The following is a 16,860-nucleotide window of genomic DNA, read 5'->3' as shown; positions in this document are numbered from 1 at the left end:
AGACGTTTAAAAAGCGCGCTGAGTGCACAAATTGGTACAAGAAACAAACAGGAAAGAGACAAAAAACCACAAGAATAATGCGATTCTTGTGGTCGATCTCTTCAGAGGGCGGGACATGAGAAATAAGAAAAATTAAAACCCTTGGGCAAAGATGCCAAATGTGCAGAACACTCCGACAAACCAAGAGATCGATCTCATGGTGCTTTTATCAAGCAGATACAAAATATGGTACAGGATGCGCGCAAGCACATGGACGATAGCAAGAAGCGCGACGGTATCGTTGACCTTATCCAACGCGATGACAGTTAACGCCGATAAACCGAACAGCAGCAAAGACTCAAAGGCATTTAGATGCCCAGCTACAGCGCGGGCGCCAAATCCGGTTAACTGCGCCTGCTGAGTTCGAGGATGATGATTGTCATATCCCCCCAGTTTGGCCATCGCCACTGCCACAGGCCCTTTAGCCAGATAAGGCAATAGCATTGCTATCAATAAGCAAGTTAATAGTATTGTCATGCTTGATATTCCTTTTATCACTCAGGTTGTAGAGGTTAGCCGTTGGGTCTAGGTGTTAGCTACTAAGTGCTAGCTTCTAATATGCTAGTCATCATCGCGCCTTATCGAGCGCATCACAGAGCGCCTCGATACCCAAAATAGCTCTTGGCGCTGCGCGGTGCAGTAGATCGGCATTTAGCGGGTAAATATGTGCTTGTTTCACCGCTGGGATCTCTTGCCATTTGGACCAATCGATACCATTGATATTACCCTCATCTTGGCTTTGCAAAATCACCTGCGGCATTTTCAGCAGCACGGCCTCAAGGCTCACCTGAGGATACTCATTGTCGGCATCGGCAAATACATTTTCGCCGTGACACACCTCGATGATCTGCTCAATCCAACTGCCCTTTGCCACTGTCATTAGCGGCGTTGACCACAGCTGATAAAACACCTTTACCGCACTCTTTTCATTATTACTAAGGCGTAAAGCTTGCAGCTTGGCAAGGTATTGCTCTGCGACATGCTGTGACAACTTTTGATGACCTGTACGCTCACCAAGCGCCTTTAGATCATCGGCAACCGCCTCTAAGGATTTGGGGTCACTATTAAAAATAGGGTAACCAAGCTGAGTTAAGCGCTCAATATCTTCAAGTTTATTACCGCTACCCCACACCACAATAAGATCTGGATTAAGCTCAATAATCCGCTCTATCTGGATACCATAGTAACCACCAATGCGTGGGATCTGTTTTGCTGCCTCGGGAAAGTCGGCATGATCTGTCGTCGCCACAATACTGTCTCCCGCACCTATCGCATAAAGCATCTCCACCCCATGAGGGGAAAGCGCAATAATCCGGCTCGCGGGCGCGGCAGATAAAAGACCTGAAAATAACAGTAAGGATAAGATCAACCATCTATAAAACATATCTACTCGTATCAAAGTGATTAAGAACAATATTGTAGGAACACAGTTTTCGAACTTACGCCACGAAAACAGAGATGACTAGTATAGCGTTTGTACACAAGCTAAAGTAGCATTGTGTCAGATGAAATATTAACCAGCACAGACATTTAGACTAATGGAAACACTCTTAAATATAGTGTCTATACTTTTAATCAACTAATGACTCACTAGCGAAAATACAAAGCAACGGAGTATCCACCTTTGTCTACATCACTGAAATTCAGCAATAAACCTAAACTAGCCAAACCGAGTAACACACTTCCCCCTTGGCAGGTCCTGATTGTTGATGATGACGATGCGGTTCATCAAGTGACTAAACTAGTGATGCGTGGTTTTGAATTTTGTGGACGAAATATCGAATTCATATCGGCCTTCAACGCCGAACAAGCCAAGCAGATCCTAACAGACAACCCCAACATAGCGATGACGCTGCTCGATGTCGTGATGGAAAGCAACGATGCGGGGCTGCAACTAACCCGCTGGATAAGGGAAGAGTTGGGTAATCTCAATATTCGAATTGTACTGCGTACCGGCCAGCCGGGTCAGGCTCCTGAAGAAAAAGTGATTCGAGATTTCGATATCAATGATTACAAAGAAAAAACCGAACTAACCCACGCGAAACTCGTCACCGTATTCTATGCAAGCCTTAGAGGCTATCGAGATATTATTAAGCTTGAAAGAGCAAAACTCTCCCTTAGACGAGCAATCAGTGCCATTTCATCCGTTTACGATGTGCAGAACCTACGAGAATTCGCCTCGGCAGTACTTGAACAGCTTAATGACCTGTTAAACTTTAACGGTGATGGGCTATGTGCCAGCATCACCGAAAGCTATGCGGCAAGCTCCAATGAGGGTCAACTTAAGATCTTAGCGGCAACCGATGCCTATTCAGCTCTGCAATTAAACAACAGCATTGATAATCTGCCACCAGCGGCTAAAGCCTCTATCCATAGGGCGCTGCAAAACAAACAGCATCACTTCGATGACTATTCAGTCACCTGCTATTACCGCAGTAAAGTGGGCAGTGAAACCGTTGTCTACCTCTCGTTTGACAATAAAATTGAAGCCGAAGGGCAAGAGTTATTAGAGATATTCACCGCCAATGTCGCTATCACTTATGAAAGCTTGTTACTTAGAGAAGAGATAGAGGACACCCAAAGATCGACCATCTACATTCTCGGAGAAGCGGTCGAAAAACGCTCCAAAGAAACTGGGGCTCATGTTAAACGCGTCGGTGAAATATCTGCGCTGCTGGGACGAGGATTAGCCTTACCAGAGCGCTATATCAGTGATCTTCTCCAAGCTGCGCCGCTACACGACATAGGCAAGATAGGGATCCCTGATGCCATACTCAACAAACCAGGTAAATTTGAACCCGATGAGTGGGAGATCATGAAACAACATGCTTTTATCGGTTACGAACTACTGGCCAGTTCCGATAAACGTATATTACAAATGGCCGCGACCATCGCCCATCAACATCATGAAAAATGGGATGGCACGGGTTACCCTCAAGGGTTAGCAGGCGAGGATATCGATGTTGCAGGAAGAATATCTGCACTTGCGGATGTAGTTGACGCCTTAGTGAGTAGACGTTGCTACAAAGCGTCTTGGCGTCTGTCTGATGCACTCGACTACGTAAAGTCTGAAAGCGGTAAGCACTTTGACCCAAGGCTCATCAACATACTGTTTTTAAATCTAGATCAATTAGAACAGATTTATGAACGTTATCCAGATACCCCTAATCTATCTTGAATAACTGATGCCGTTAAATGACCGTAATAGGCGACACTATGAAGACAACACTCTTTGATGATACAGAAAGCCGCATATTAGCTGAGGCGGCACTGCGAAAAATATCTGAAAACACCTCTCGCAAAACCGGTGATGATTTCTTTAAGGTGTTGGTGAAAGATCTCGCTCAAGCGCTGGATGTCTTCTATGTTATCGCGGGCCGTATCGTCAAAGATGAAACACAAACAGTATGTAACCAAACCATTGCCATATGGGCTGGTAACGACTACATGGGAAATATCAGTTATCCACTCCAAGATACCCCTTGCCACGAGGTCACGACCGACAGCATGTGCTTTCATGGCAGTCATATATGTCAACTCTACCCCAAAGATCAACTCCTGGTAGATATGGAGGCAGACAGCTATATCGGTATGTCTATGGTCGATACCCATGGTGAGACCTTAGGGATACTGGTCGCATTAGATAAAAAGCCCATCGATGCCAATAAGCGCTTGTTGGCGCTGTCTTTGCTCTCAATATTCGCCACTCGTTGCGCCGCAGAGCTACAACACCAAGATAGAGAGAACCAACTCGAGAGCTTAGTTGAACAGCGAACTGCAGCACTAAAGAAAACCCAACAAAGTCTATTAGAAAAAGAGAAAATGGCCGCTTTAGGCTCACTGGTTGCGGGCATTGCCCATGAAATTAACACCCCGATAGGCGTTGCCGTGACAGGTGCATCTAGCCTGATTGAGTTTGCAAGCGAAATGGATCGACGCCTCAATAGTGATGAAGTGACCAGAGAAGAACTACAAGAGCTGATTGAGTTGATAACTGAAGGCGCACAGCTCATCGATGGCAACCTGCAACGAGCGGCAAGTTTAATAAGTAGTTTTAAACAGTTAGCCGTTGATCAGAGTAATGAGCACAATTCAGAAATCGATCTCGGCGAATACATAGATAGTGTTTTTGTCGCCCATGCGGCTGCCATGCGAAAAGCCAAAGTCAGCTATAGACTCAAGATACTTGATAGCGTCACTATGCATATCCATGTGGGAAAGTTGGCTCAACTGTTTTCTAATTTGATAATGAACAGCCTAACCCATGCCTTCCCCGACGGTAATGGCGGTCTAGTCACTGTCACGATAGGGCTTAAAAACCAGCAGGTTAATATTACCTTTGCCGATGATGGTATTGGTATCACACCTGAAGTCAAAACCCATATATTTGACCCCTTCTTTACCACCAACCGCGGCACAGGCGGTAGTGGCCTAGGCATGCATATTGTCTATAACATAGTGAGTAATTTTAATGGCGAAATCACCATACCAGATACAGAAACGGGCTTAACACTTAAGATAACCTTGCCATTAGACAAAGGTTAATATCTGATGTGCTCTGACACCGAGTTATCACTCTCTTCGATTTGAGCCTATGGGAAGATTTTGGACATAAATGAGCAGACCTTCGAATGAAGGTTGGCATTTTAAACTTGTCGTATTTGGCCAAATTGATATTGGTTTAGTGTGTTTATAGTTTTACCTTAACTATTATCGATCGCCTGTCCGGCGAGGAATGTGCAGATACTTCTGCTAAACGCCGTAAATCCGTCCGTGTGGAGGCTCGACGATGGCATCCCTGCCATCAACGTCCGCAGCCGCATCTACACGATGTTATTTTATCTCTTCGATTTAGCCTTTCGGGTATCAATCGGACAATCAAAAGTTAAATCGTTTTTGGACAAAAGTTTGTTGGCCTTCGAATGAAGGTTGGCATTTTTGTGGTTTAACATTTGGCTGAATTAGTGTTGGTAGAGTGTCTTTGAAATTTGTATCTTTACTGTAATTAATCGCCTGTCCGGCGAGGAATGTGCAGATACTGCTGCTACACGCCGTGAATCCATCCGTGGAGGCTCGACGATGGCATCCCTGCCATCAACGTCCGCAGCCGCATCTACACAGGGTCATTTTGTCTCTTCGATTTAGCTTTATTTTGTATCCACAGGACTGTCAATGGTGAATCATTTTTGGACATTTCCGAGTTAAAGCCTTAACTCTAATGCGTCTGGTTCAGATAAAAATATGGGTTAACGCCGCCTTCAGCGACTGCGACTGCGTCCGCTGGAAGGCATTGTTAGCGCATTCTGTTCTTGATTGGGGATCAGTTCTCAATCTTGGAAATGAGCTTTAGGTTTTTTACTAGGTTTCTTACACCATGAGCATGATCTTCGTTGAAGACATTTCCTTTACACCACTCGCCTACAGTGCTGATATTAACCTTGGCTACTTTAGGGCGAACGCTCCAAGAGACCTGAAAAGGAGAGCCTTGCTCGTTGTAACTTGGACCAGTCGTAGAACCTGCATATTGAATCGGGCTTCCAGTATTACTTGGAATACCCAAGGCTTGCTGAAAACCATTATTCTCTCCATGGGCTGTCAGTTTCGTGAAATCCAAAGCATTAGAATCATTCACCAAGACATAGACTTGAGTTTCAACTCGTAATTGCGGGTTCTTGATGGCTTCGTTCAGGCATGCACCTAAAGTTGGGCCGGGTTTTATCTGGGCGGACGAGTGAACGTAATGCACTTCGATTGTGTCTCCAGACTGCAGTCCACCATGTTCGCTAGGGCATACCTCATGATCAAGAGGGGCTAACTCGGCCTTGGAAAGAGTACCGGAATATTTGAAACCTGATTGATAACCATGACCATCACCATTACCTGCGTATTTGGTAAATTCACCGCCTTTGTGCTCGGCATTCTTGTGGAAATGAATGTTGCACAAGTTCATAGCTGTGTATTCTGGTGCTGTACCGAACGAAACCATATTGGTACCCTCAATCGAGTCAATGTCCCTTGGGGATTGTGGGCCAAAGCCCTTTCCATCGGAATTTTTCTCTAAATTCTCGCGTTGATGTGCAATGACTTCATCTGAAACCATTCCATGACCACCAGAATGGCTATCTTTAGCAAGAACGTTGAGTGGTAAGGCTATCACCGCAACTAGAGTAATTAGAGTCTTTGTTTTCAAGGTTTCACTCCTATAGTGATGCTATGGTTAAAGTGTGAACTAAATCCGTCGTATTCGCTGTGAGCCGCTAACGTCTTAGTGAGGATCTGGCCAGCCATAATAAAACAATAACATAATGCCCTTTCGGTTTATGTTCAAGTGACGCAAGGTGTTCAGCCCATTAACAGGTCGATTAGACATGCCTAAGCTTTAGATCTTTGACGAAATCGGCCTACTTCACTTAAAAATGGTATTTTTAAGTCGTGATGACCCTGCCCTATATAGCTTTAAGGAATTAATCGATGGGTTGAGAAAAATCGAGGGAGAGTACTCGTCAGCAGGAAAGTGCTGACAACTCGTTGCAAAATGCCGTCGTCGCTTCTCTAAATGCTCACAGTAATGGGTAAGTTCTTGCAGCGTACCTACTGGGCCATGAAATAGCTTGCCAAATTCAGTGGTCAGCTTGAGCCAGTTATCACGGGGGATGTTCAACCTCGTCAGCAACTTGGCACTGTTCTCACTGATTGCACCACGCTTATCATGACGAATAATTCGCCCTGTATCATCCACAAGCTCAAGATAATCTTGCAATGAGAAAGCGATGCCTTTGGGTTGATGCGCTCGCTCGTTACCAATGAAAGACAATAGTTTTTTGGGCTGCTCACCTTTTAAAGCGGCCTTAATCCGTAGCTGAATACTGGTATGCTCTGACTGCTCAGGTGTATCAGCCATCATAGCTCGAATAGGGTTCAAATCAACGTAAGTCATACAGGCTAATACTGCGGCTTCATCGAGCAAGGCTTGGGATTTAAAGCGTCCTTCCCAGAAGCGACCCGTACAGTTATCTTCTTGATTTGCTTGGCGAGCAATGGGTTCGTTTAAACATCGCATGAACCAACTAAGGTCACACAGCCGACTTCGGTAAATCGCAATCGCATGCCTTAGTCTGACCACTTCGTGAGGTTCAACTAACTCACCTTTTGCAAACTTTCGCGTTAAGTCATCGCCGTTAAACAGCTTATGCCACTGCTCTAGTACTTCGCGGTCTGTCCAGCGATTAGCGGTTTCCACATCGATATACAACACCACGTGCAGATGATTCGACATCACCGCAAACGCGGCCACATCAATGGCAAAAACGGTTTCAAGTTCAAACAGTAGCGTTTCAATCCAACTACGACGATGGTCATAATTCTTGCCTGAAAACTTATCATCACCGCACAAGAAAGCACGCCGCACAACGCGGCTGCAACAATGGTAGTAAGGTGTGTCTTCAAGGCTAATTTGGGTACGGCGAGGGCGCGTCATAACAACCTCCATGTCTAATGCTCATTCAAAGCTTAGTAGAAAGTCGTTTCTGATGCACATTAACTATGGGTGTCCATTTATTTTGCAGAATGCGTAATTGAACACTGGTATGCTCTGACTGCTCAGGTGTATCAGCCATCTTGGCTCGAATGGGGTTCAAATCAACGTAAGCCATACAGGCTAATACTGCGGCTTCATCGAGCAAGGCTTGGGATTTAAAGCGTCCTTCCCAGAAGCGACCCGTACAGTTATCTTCTTGATTTGCTTGCCGAGCAATGGGTTCGTTTAAACATCGCATGAACCAACTAAGGTCACACAGCCGACTTCGGTAAATCGCAATAGCATGCCTTAGTCTGACCACTTCGTGAGGTTCAACTAACTCACCTTTTGCAAACTTTCGCGTTAAGTCATCGCCGTTAAACAGCTTATGCCACTGCTCTAGTACTTCGCGGTCTGTCCAGCGATTAGCGGTTTCCACATCGATATACAACACCACGTGCAGATGATTCGACATCACCGCAAACGCGGCCACATCAATGGCAAAAACGGTTTCAAGTTCAAACAGTAGCGTTTCAATCCAACTACGACGATGGTCATAATTTTTCCCCGAATAGGCATCATCACCACATAAAAAGGCTCGCCTCACTACACGGCTACAACAATGATAATAGGGAGTGTCTTCAAGACTAATTTGGGTACGGCGAGGGCGTGGCATAACAACCTCCTTGTCTAATGCTCATTCAAAGCTTAGTAGAAAGTCGTTTCTGATGCACATTAACTATGGGTGTCCATTTATTTTGCAATGCGCTTCATGGGCATTCATCTCAACAGACGACCGACGAGTTCAATGTTCACAGCCTAGCGCTGGAAGAATAAGGATAACGGTAACACTGAGTTAAAAGAAGGGGAGTAAATACAACACACTGATATAGCGGGACTTGTCTAATTGGCTGCTTTGCTAAGGGCTAGATATGTTCTGGTGAAAACAAACTACTGACCAATCATTCAAACAGACCGAACTCTCGATCTGTTATTTACAATTAAAGGTATCAATCGGGCTTGTTCAACACTCGGGATAAGGACGCGGCTGCGCGCGGCCTATCCTTATTTGTTAGCTCTTTTTCTCAAAGTTAACGCCAAAAAAGCAACCCGATATCTCATAATGACCTGAAAAACCATGAGGCCCCTCCCAGTTTTTTTCTAGCAGTTTCACTAGTCGTTTCCCGTATGCACCTATAAGCCACTGGTATCGAGCCCATAATTTTTTATCTAGTGCTATTGGATCTGCTGTGGAATCCTTTGTCAAATAACAAGGATATCGAGCCCATGATTCATTGCCATTTTCAAAGATTGTTAATATCGCATGACCTCTATCTTTATACGGTATTAGATTGGACATCTGAACCAAATTCGAAAGGCTATGACTTCTCATTTTCTTTGATATCACACCATTAGATATCCAGTCAGGATTTTCGTACACAAGGAATGCTTTGATTGCATTCTCTAATGCGAAAGAAGCTAACAGAAATACAGGCCTGTTAATATTGTCCCAAGAATCGGACCTTCCATTTACGACATCTCTGCGTATTAACTCACCTTGACCAAAACTTTTCATCAAAAATTCAGCTTGAGAATGAAGGTCATCCGCTACTAGAAACCAGCTATGTGGATTAGCGCTGTTAACAAATTCTATATTAGTCATGCTTACCTCTTTTGATGAGAGCTAACATTTTATTAGTGCGCATGCGCGTTTACCTCGTTGGATCAGTGAAAACGCACACAGTAAACTATCTGTATATAATGAACTTATCAGCATTTTGCTAAATATATCATCTGGAAAAACGCGCACGAATACAGGATGAAAATCGTTCAAAATCCTGATGATTTTAATATAGCTGTATACTTATCTAGTTTTTAATGGGGAGTAGTGAATTACATCACACGGGTGTAGCGATGAAAATTGCTAGGCCATAAAGTCCGTTCGTTACTGATCCACCGACAACTTGTTAACTCATTTTGGGGGCACTTTTAATTCTGAATTCACACCAAATACGGCTAAATCGAAGAGGCGTTAGATATAGGTGTAAGCGCGCTTTTGGCCTTCGAAATCATGGATGGTTTCGCAGAGCTCACAAGGACGTGCTCGTAGCGAGCCAAAAGAGCGCTTGCACATAAGGCCTGCGGCAGGCAATTAACTACCATTGAAGGTTCGCCCTTCAAACACATTCAACTTAACCCCAGGCACCACCGAGCACAAACCGACTCAAACCAAAGCAATCCCAAAAAACCTAAAACCTAATTCGGTCTAATTACGGATAAAATCCAGTAGGTGCGCAGCCGCACAAATACTATGCACTATGATAAAACCGATAAACCCATGGGCGGCGCTATGGTGATAACTGCGCCAATTTAGCGCCTCGCTGCTGCCCTGAGTCACAAACCACATTACACCAGTAAACGACACTAAAACGAGTAAAACTAAGCCAATTCCTTCGATAACACTAAACAGTCCTCGACCTCCCGCTAAGGGGATTTTACCTTGCTTGAGGCCGCAAATATCATTGCTCAGTTGGCTAAAGTCGCCTGCAAGCCAAGGAAAATACTGACGCCATTTACCTTTAACTACATTGGTCAGCAAGATAGAAATCGAGAAACAGGCAACCAACATCCCGAGGTAAATGTGTAAATAGTCCCAAATAGACGCATTAGTCCTAATGGCGCGGCCCATGAGTAGCCAACCACTGGTGGAGATTAAAAATAGCGATAATAGGATCAGCATCAGATGTTGATATTCAACTACCTTCTTGCCCAATGAGGTGAGCAGTTTAGCCATCTATCATCTCCTCAATACGGATTTAAATTAGAGTTGGTGCAATTGCTGCGCATACTGACTGACTTTATCCCAATCGGTATATTCCACTTTAGTATTCGCCGCAGTTGGTCCTTTAGTTAACCACATGATAAAACGAATAATGTTTCTATCGAGCGCGTTATAACCTTGATAATCTAAGTTACCGCCAAAGACGGCTAACAACTTAGGTTTCCAAGTTGTCTTCGCTAGAAACGCTTGCATATAAGGGTTGGTTTCAGGGGTATTTTTAGCCGGTTTTCGCGCCACTAAACTCACCGAAAAAAAGCTACCAGCCTTATCACTAAGCAGATTGATATTGCGGCTAATAAAATCATAAACCGCAGGATTATGTTTACCATGGCGGATACTGGCACCGATCACCACTTTGTCGAAAACATCGAGCGCGGGCGATTGTTCAATACTGGCGCATGTCACCTCATTGCCATAAGACTCTAACTGCCGTTTTAGATAGTCAGTGACTTTGCGTGTCTGTCCATGAACGCTGGAATAGATGATTAAAATTTTACTCACTGATACCTCTAACATTATTAATTTCAATCTATAACATCATCATAAGCCATCTAGGCCAACATTTAGTTGAAACAGATCACGAGGGATAAGTGCAAAACATCGAGTAAGTTTACCTATATCACAAATTAATTCCATCGGTGCAAAATACAGACAGTAAAAAGCGGAGCTAAGCTCCGCTTTTACCTTATGGTTGTCGGTATAACCTAAACTATAACGACATCACAAAAGCGATTAGCTGCGCCCGTTCACTGGCGCTCAGAGCCATAAAATTATCTGTGCTGGTTTGCGCTTCACCGCCGTGCCATAAAATCGCCTCCTCTATGGTATTGGCTCGCCCATCGTGCAAAAAACCCGCTTGTGGATTCACCGTTTGAGTTAAACCTATGCCCCATAACGGCCGAGTACGCCACTCATTACCATTAGCTAAAAAATCAGGACGACCATCTGCAAGTCCCTCTCCCATATCGTGGAGCAACATGTCGGTAAATGGATAAATAGTTTGCCCTTTTAATGCATCGATCATTGGCATACCACCAATATCTCCCGATGATTTAGTCACAAAGCTCGGTTGATGACACCCTGTACAGTTGAGCTGGGTAAATAGGCGTGCACCTTCACGTACATCAGTGTCTTGCACATTACGCCGTGCTGGCACCGCTAAGGTTTCTGCGTAAAACACTACATCATCACTAAACTCCGCGCTGGCCTCTGGAGCACCACTTTCATCACTGCCCGTATCTGTAAAACCTGTGCGGGTTAAATAGCTATCATGCAACGAGGTGCCGACAATGCTTTCGTCAGGAAACAACGGGTTGGTGATCCCAATATCGCCTCTCAGCGCACCTAAAGACTGCACCCGTACGCTTGGGGTATTGGCTTTCCAACCGAAACGCCCGAGTGACACTGGAGGTTCAACTCCCTTTTGCGCCTTAACCGCATCGAAAACATAATTAGGACGACCAGAAATATGGTCACCATTGGCATCATTCTCGTCGGCGAGGGCGACAATATCGGCCTCAGGAATCGCCTCTAACAAACCTAGACCAAAGACAGGCATGCCGTTTCGCCAGCCCATCAGCACATCATCTTGCAACAGGTTCGAAGTCAGGTTACTGCTCGCCTTAGTTTCACCCGGCGCGTCAAAAGGGTTCTCTACCTCAAACAGTGGTTTTTTCAAATTGACGCTGCTGCCATCGGGATACGTCACTGTATGAGTCTCATAGGAGAGATACACATCTGCCTGACCACCAAACAGATTTTGCTCCCAATCGGCACGCGCCTGAAGCACGCCTCGATGGAAGAGTTGCCCACCAAAATTTGGCACGGGGATCGGCGCGCAGTAATCATTGGCTAACGAAACCACGGTACAGGAGATTGCGGGCGCTTTACTTATTCTTAGAAAGATCCCCGCATCTGAGCCCAGTTTAATACGGGTTTTTCCTGCGGGAACCACCGGCGTTGAGTTACGACCATCTCGCTGATGACAAGAGTTGCAGTCGGCATTGTTAAACACAGGGCCTAAGCCATCAAGCTCTGGATGCTCGCGATTAGGTGCCGTGGTAAAGGCGGTTTCAAAGTTGACGTCACCGGCGAGATGCTGGCTGAGTTCTGCTGGATTAAGGTTGACCGCAGGCGTGGAAAATCCATGACCAGATGAAGCCGAATCGAAGGTTGTCGTCTCTCCACCCAATGCCGTTACATCGGTATAGGCTGGGTAGACTTTATCTGGCGTTGGGGTTGTCACTTCATCACCGGAACCACCGCAACCGCTTAAACAATAAACGATGGCTACCGCGCCGAGTGTTTGGTATTTAATACTGTTTTTAATCATTAACTTACTCACATTTAGCCTTAATAAAACTGGGGGCTTTATGGCAAAAAAAGAGGAGAACGCATAGCGCCTCCCCTTTGTATTAACCTATTTCCCTTGCCACTCTTGCAGTAATGGCAGCACCTCGTTTTGTAGGCTAGTTTGTAACTTGGACAGCGCATCTACCGCCTTTTGTACCCTTACTCGCCCTTCGGTATCTTGTATTGCCTGACGAAATGGCATGTCATTGGTTCCAGCTATGGCGCGGATCTGCAAAATAGCATCATCGATTTCACGGCCAACACGATTGGCTAACTCGGGGTTTGCCGCGTTAACAAAATCGACAATACCTTGCTTATCGGCTTCACCTGTAAATTCACCTTGGTAGACATTACGCACCCCAATGATGTTGTCGCTAAAATCGGTTAGCGAGTTCCAAGAGTATTGAGACTCGACCTTGGAGGTGTCGGCGGTCTGCACCGAGCTACCGAAGGGATCGGCTATTTTACCGTTACCCACTTCGTCGACGATGCCGATCATCCCTTGAATTAACTCTTCTATGACCCCCACTTGAGAGCTATAAAAAGTATTGTCATTCACTCCAGGATTCTTGAGCAACTCACCATAGGCAGCACCAGACTGGCCATCATGACTCACTAACCAAGCATCGGCGAGGATCCGAGTGTAGTCACGAAACACTTCGGCAAGTCCCATGAGATAATCGCGCTCGTTCACGCTAAGCTCGTCGATACTTTTAACGTTGTTAGTGACGCCATCGCCAAAGAGCAGGTATTCCATGGTATGGAACCCTTGAACATCATCGTTCCACACTTTGATGGTGTCTGCATCAAAGCCTGAGCTATTTGCCAGCACAGTTTGCAGATCTGTGGTGTTTAGCGGCCAGCTATCTAAATGGGGATCGATGCCTAATGAATCTACTGGGCCAAAAATATGCGACTCCCCCTGCTCCCAAGGTTGACGCGCATTTTTCCAAGCGGCTTGCGCCGCCTCCAAATTGGCTTGAGTTGGTGTAGCCACTAAGGTTTGGGTCGCTAAGAGTAATGCCGCACCGCGATCGGCTAAAATCGAATATCCGCTAACAATCACGTCATCACTTAGATTGACTATCATCTCGTCAGCCGAAAAACTAAAGCCCGTTTCTGGCTCCACGACTGGTGTATCGTCGCTACCAGAGCCACCACAAGCGGCTAAAGAAGAGATAAGGGCTAAGGCGATCGCACTGTATTTAAGTTGTTTCATTGATAACTCCATTTATTTATTCGAAATGACGGTCAGCGCCACTTATAGTGAAAATTGATATCCAACACCTAAAGCGAAAAAGTTGGTATCTGGAATGGCCGCAACGGCAACTTGCTGACGCCCCGCCTCAGCCTTAATGACTATTTCTGGAATTGGTGAGTAGTTAACCCCAAGGCTGGTCCACGTGTTTTCGTACCGTTTGGTTGCGCTGCCGCTGTCCACATCGGCAAGCGGATTGGCATAATCGAGATTGGCAAATACCGTTAATGGAAGGTCAAAGAAGTGGTGCAAGTCGATACCCGCTTCGATAAAGAAGACTTCAGACTCGCTGCCCAATTGGGCAAAGTTACCCGGCTTTAAGCCTGGGGTCGATTTATTCGCTTGAGTGATCGCATCGGCATCACTCAAGGTGCCATGCAGATATTGACCACGTAAGATCCATGGCCCTTCAACATAGGCTCCTGACACGGCAAGAATGCTGACACTACCATCGCCGCTTACCTTGTTACTCTTATGGCGATTACCGCTAGTGTTACCGTAATAGTAGGCCACACCAACGGCTGTACCCTGTTTGAAACTTCCATAATCTAGGCGTAAGGCATAAGCTAAGTCATCGGCATTGACTCTTTCGAAACGCTTTTGATGCCCTGACGCTATCCAATCATAGGTGCGGAAATATTCAGAATTCAAACCACTAATCACTTGAGCCTGATAGTGGAAATCGGCATATTCGCCAAAAATGCCTACCCCGGTTTCATTCCATACCGCGGGTAACATAGCCGCTTCGCTGCGATGACGCAGTACAGTCAGGTACTGGTTAGGTTTATGTAATATGCTAGACAAGCCGATAGGCAGATGGATGTTACCGAACTTAATCCCAAAGTGTTGATTAGGACGATAGCGAAGCTGAGCCTTTTCGATCATCACTTCACCGCCCGCTTCGACCTCCGACTCAAACTCACCAAACTCATCAAAACCATCGTATTCTAGCGCGCTCCCGGTGCCGCCATGTTCATATTCAATTTCGACCTCCATGTCCCATTCATCAGTAAACTGATAGCCAAACTCGGTCACAATACGCTCGAGATCGAAACGGCCTCGGCGCTCAGGCGAAGTATCTTGAACATTGTCGTAGTATTCGTCACTGGTGTAATTAACGCTGCCATATGATTCGAACTTAAATCGGCTCCAAGGGCGCTTAGCCTCTTCCGATTGCACTGCAGCTTTGACGACTTCCTGCTGCTTTGCTTGCTGCTGTTGTTGCTGTTGCTGTTGCTGTTGTTCAGCCATCGCCGCCAATTGCTGCTTGAGTAACTTAAGCTCATATTCTTGACGCTCAACCGCCTGTTGCAAGGCTTCAGGATCCACCGCGGCCAAGGCGTTAGTCGATAAAAAAACACTCATCCCTAGTGCCACGGCATTTAAATTCCACTTCATATTTTCTCCACGCTGAATAAACAGCTTCCCCCTAAATGCGAGCAAGATACATCAAATGCAAATCATTCTCATTACAATTTACATTTGTTAATAACAGCCATGCAAAATAAAGAGCACAGGAAAAGATCAAACAGAAAGAATTAGCAAAGATTGAATCAATCTTGGTGGCTAAATAAACATGATGTAGACTAGCGGCACCTGTTCCCGCCAAATAACGAAGCAACAACTCATGCAGAAAAGTCCACAAAAACTTTTGTTATTAATGACATTTGTTATGTCACTGGTGTTTTCTGTTTGGCAAGTCTTACTGAATAACTTCGTTATCGAACGCGCCAACTTTACTGGCGCAGAGATAGGGATATTACAGAGTCTGAGAGAAGTTCCTGGATTTCTTGCATTCACCGCCATCTTTATTTTACTGCTGCTAAAAGAGCAGACATTCGCGCTTTTATCATTAGCCTTGCTGACCATAGGCGTCGCCATTACTGGATTTTTTCCACAGGTGGTTGGCCTCTATCTCACCACCATATTGATGTCTGTTGGGTTTCATTACTTTGAAACGATAAATCAATCACTGACATTACAATGGGTCGACAAACAAGAGGCGGCTGGTTTTTTAGGTAAAGCACTGGCTTGGCGATCGGCTGCGGCGCTCACGGGATACGCCAGTATTTGGATTATCATGACTTGGCTGCAACTCGATTATCAGTGGATGTATGCCATCATAGGTATGCTAGGGCTGGTGATGGTAATTATCTTAACGGGTTATTTCCCACAGTTTCCTCAGGGGGAGATCCAACACAAGAAGGTGATCTTACGTAAGCGCTATTGGCTCTATTATTTGCTGACCTTTTTCTCAGGCGCCAGACGACAGATATTCATGGTTTTTGCCGGCTTTATGATGGTTGAAAAGTTTGGTTACAGCGTTAGCCAGATCACCGCGCTATTTCTGATTAACTACGTGGTTAACCTATTGTTTGCACCAGCGATTGGGCGCTTTATTGGCCGCATCGGCGAGCGTAATGCCCTGACCTTAGAATATATCGGCTTGATCATCATTTTTACCAGTTATGCCTTTGTCGAACAGAGCGAGTTTGCTGCAGCACTGTACGTTATGGATCACCTCCTATTTGCCATGGCGATTGCGATAAAAACCTATTTCCAAAAGATTGCCGATCCAAAAGATATCGCCGCGACCATGTCGGTTAGCTTCACCATTAACCATATCGCGGCGGTGGTTATCCCTGCACTACTGGGAATACTCTGGCTCTACTCCAATAAAATGGTGTTCTTTATCGGCGCAGGTTTTGCGCTGTGCTCCTTAATTTTGGCGTTCAACATCCCGCGCCATCCAAGTACAGACAAGCAAGTTAACTGGCCTGTAAACGCTAACTCTTAATTGCCCTGCGGGGTGCTAGGGTATGTGGTATTTTTGAGATAAACTTGTGTAATGCA

12 protein-coding genes and 2 pseudogenes are annotated in these 16,860 nt (G+C 45.4%); 3 read left to right on the top strand and 11 right to left on the bottom strand.

What is annotated here, in order from left to right:
- Nucleotides 1-132 precede the first annotated feature (132 nt).
- Together K0I73_RS03715 and K0I73_RS03710 are read right to left on the bottom strand one after the other, a co-directional pair.
- Nucleotides 133-516, bottom strand: coding sequence for an MAPEG family protein (locus tag K0I73_RS03715; RefSeq protein ID WP_220063192.1), 384 nt, complete (start codon nucleotides 514-516; stop codon nucleotides 133-135).
- 91 nt (nucleotides 517-607) lie between these two features.
- Nucleotides 608-1,423: a cobalamin-binding protein gene (locus K0I73_RS03710; RefSeq protein WP_220063191.1), complete on the bottom strand. Its 816-nt coding sequence runs from the start codon at nucleotides 1,421-1,423 to the stop codon at nucleotides 608-610.
- Nucleotides 1,424-1,663: 240 nt separating this feature from the next.
- Between K0I73_RS03710 and K0I73_RS03705 the strand changes: the two genes are divergently transcribed.
- Nucleotides 1,664-3,217 carry a DUF3369 domain-containing protein gene (locus K0I73_RS03705; protein ID WP_220063190.1) on the top strand — a complete coding sequence of 518 codons (1,554 nt, stop codon included), beginning with the start codon at nucleotides 1,664-1,666 and terminating at the stop codon, nucleotides 3,215-3,217.
- 38 nt (nucleotides 3,218-3,255) lie between these two features.
- Entirely contained in the window at nucleotides 3,256-4,584 is a 1,329-nt protein-coding gene (locus K0I73_RS03700; protein WP_220063189.1) for a sensor histidine kinase, read from the top strand.
- A 775-nt stretch (nucleotides 4,585-5,359) separates the two neighbouring features.
- Here the strand turns inward: K0I73_RS03700 and K0I73_RS03695 are convergent.
- The 9 genes and pseudogenes from K0I73_RS03695 to K0I73_RS03655 all read right to left on the bottom strand — a co-directional run bounded on the left by K0I73_RS03695 (nucleotide 5,360) and on the right by K0I73_RS03655 (nucleotide 15,405).
- Nucleotides 5,360-6,229: a delta-class carbonic anhydrase gene (locus K0I73_RS03695; RefSeq protein WP_434086696.1), complete on the bottom strand. Its 870-nt coding sequence runs from the start codon at nucleotides 6,227-6,229 to the stop codon at nucleotides 5,360-5,362.
- A gap of 321 nt (nucleotides 6,230-6,550) precedes the next feature.
- Nucleotides 6,551-7,516: pseudogene (locus K0I73_RS03690) on the bottom strand (transposase); the annotation flags it as partial.
- Between the two features lie 88 nt (nucleotides 7,517-7,604).
- Nucleotides 7,605-8,231: pseudogene (locus tag K0I73_RS03685) on the bottom strand (transposase); the annotation flags it as partial.
- Nucleotides 8,232-8,627: 396 nt separating this feature from the next.
- Nucleotides 8,628-9,218, bottom strand: a complete 591-nt coding sequence (locus K0I73_RS03680) for a hypothetical protein (protein ID WP_220063188.1) — start codon at nucleotides 9,216-9,218, stop codon at nucleotides 8,628-8,630.
- Between the two features lie 603 nt (nucleotides 9,219-9,821).
- Entirely contained in the window at nucleotides 9,822-10,349 is a 528-nt protein-coding gene (locus tag K0I73_RS03675) for a cytochrome b/b6 domain-containing protein (protein ID WP_220063187.1), read from the bottom strand.
- Between the two features lie 27 nt (nucleotides 10,350-10,376).
- Nucleotides 10,377-10,898 (bottom strand): menaquinone-dependent protoporphyrinogen IX dehydrogenase, encoded by a 522-nt coding sequence (hemG, locus tag K0I73_RS03670; RefSeq protein ID WP_220063186.1) that lies wholly within the window; start codon nucleotides 10,896-10,898, stop codon nucleotides 10,377-10,379.
- Nucleotides 10,899-11,106: 208 nt separating this feature from the next.
- Complete coding sequence (locus K0I73_RS03665) at nucleotides 11,107-12,729, bottom strand: di-heme oxidoredictase family protein (protein WP_220064245.1); 1,623 nt, start codon at nucleotides 12,727-12,729, stop codon at nucleotides 11,107-11,109.
- Between the two features lie 87 nt (nucleotides 12,730-12,816).
- A complete protein-coding gene (locus K0I73_RS03660) occupies nucleotides 12,817-13,968 on the bottom strand; it encodes an imelysin family protein (protein WP_220063185.1) in 1,152 nt (383 codons plus the stop codon).
- Nucleotides 13,969-14,010: 42 nt separating this feature from the next.
- Complete coding sequence (locus tag K0I73_RS03655) at nucleotides 14,011-15,405, bottom strand: hypothetical protein (protein ID WP_220063184.1); 1,395 nt, start codon at nucleotides 15,403-15,405, stop codon at nucleotides 14,011-14,013.
- A gap of 229 nt (nucleotides 15,406-15,634) precedes the next feature.
- Between K0I73_RS03655 and K0I73_RS03650 the strand changes: the two genes are divergently transcribed.
- Nucleotides 15,635-16,804, top strand: coding sequence for an MFS transporter (locus K0I73_RS03650; RefSeq protein ID WP_220063183.1), 1,170 nt, complete (start codon nucleotides 15,635-15,637; stop codon nucleotides 16,802-16,804).
- Nucleotides 16,805-16,860: the final 56 nt, after the last annotated feature.

Source organism: Shewanella mesophila, from assembly GCF_019457515.1.
Classification (GTDB): domain Bacteria; phylum Pseudomonadota; class Gammaproteobacteria; order Enterobacterales; family Shewanellaceae; genus Shewanella; species Shewanella mesophila.
The sequence above is the reverse complement of the archived record's forward strand: the minus strand, read 5'-3'. Positions and strand labels throughout refer to the sequence as shown.

Bases quoted from the DNA above. Each gene is read 5' to 3' on its own strand.
- K0I73_RS03715 (WP_220063192.1), bottom strand. From the start codon at position 516: ATGACAATACTATTAACTTGCTTATTGATAGCAATGCTATTGCCTTAT.
- K0I73_RS03710 (WP_220063191.1), bottom strand. From the start codon at position 1,423: ATGTTTTATAGATGGTTGATCTTATCCTTACTGTTATTTTCAGGTCTT.
- K0I73_RS03700 (WP_220063189.1), top strand. From the start codon at position 3,256: ATGAAGACAACACTCTTTGATGATACAGAAAGCCGCATATTAGCTGAG.
- K0I73_RS03680 (WP_220063188.1), bottom strand. From the start codon at position 9,218: ATGACTAATATAGAATTTGTTAACAGCGCTAATCCACATAGCTGGTTT.
- K0I73_RS03675 (WP_220063187.1), bottom strand. From the start codon at position 10,349: ATGGCTAAACTGCTCACCTCATTGGGCAAGAAGGTAGTTGAATATCAA.
- K0I73_RS03665 (WP_220064245.1), bottom strand. From the start codon at position 12,729: ATGATTAAAAACAGTATTAAATACCAAACACTCGGCGCGGTAGCCATC.
- K0I73_RS03660 (WP_220063185.1), bottom strand. From the start codon at position 13,968: ATGAAACAACTTAAATACAGTGCGATCGCCTTAGCCCTTATCTCTTCT.
- K0I73_RS03655 (WP_220063184.1), bottom strand. From the start codon at position 15,405: ATGAAGTGGAATTTAAATGCCGTGGCACTAGGGATGAGTGTTTTTTTA.
- K0I73_RS03650 (WP_220063183.1), top strand. From the start codon at position 15,635: ATGCAGAAAAGTCCACAAAAACTTTTGTTATTAATGACATTTGTTATG.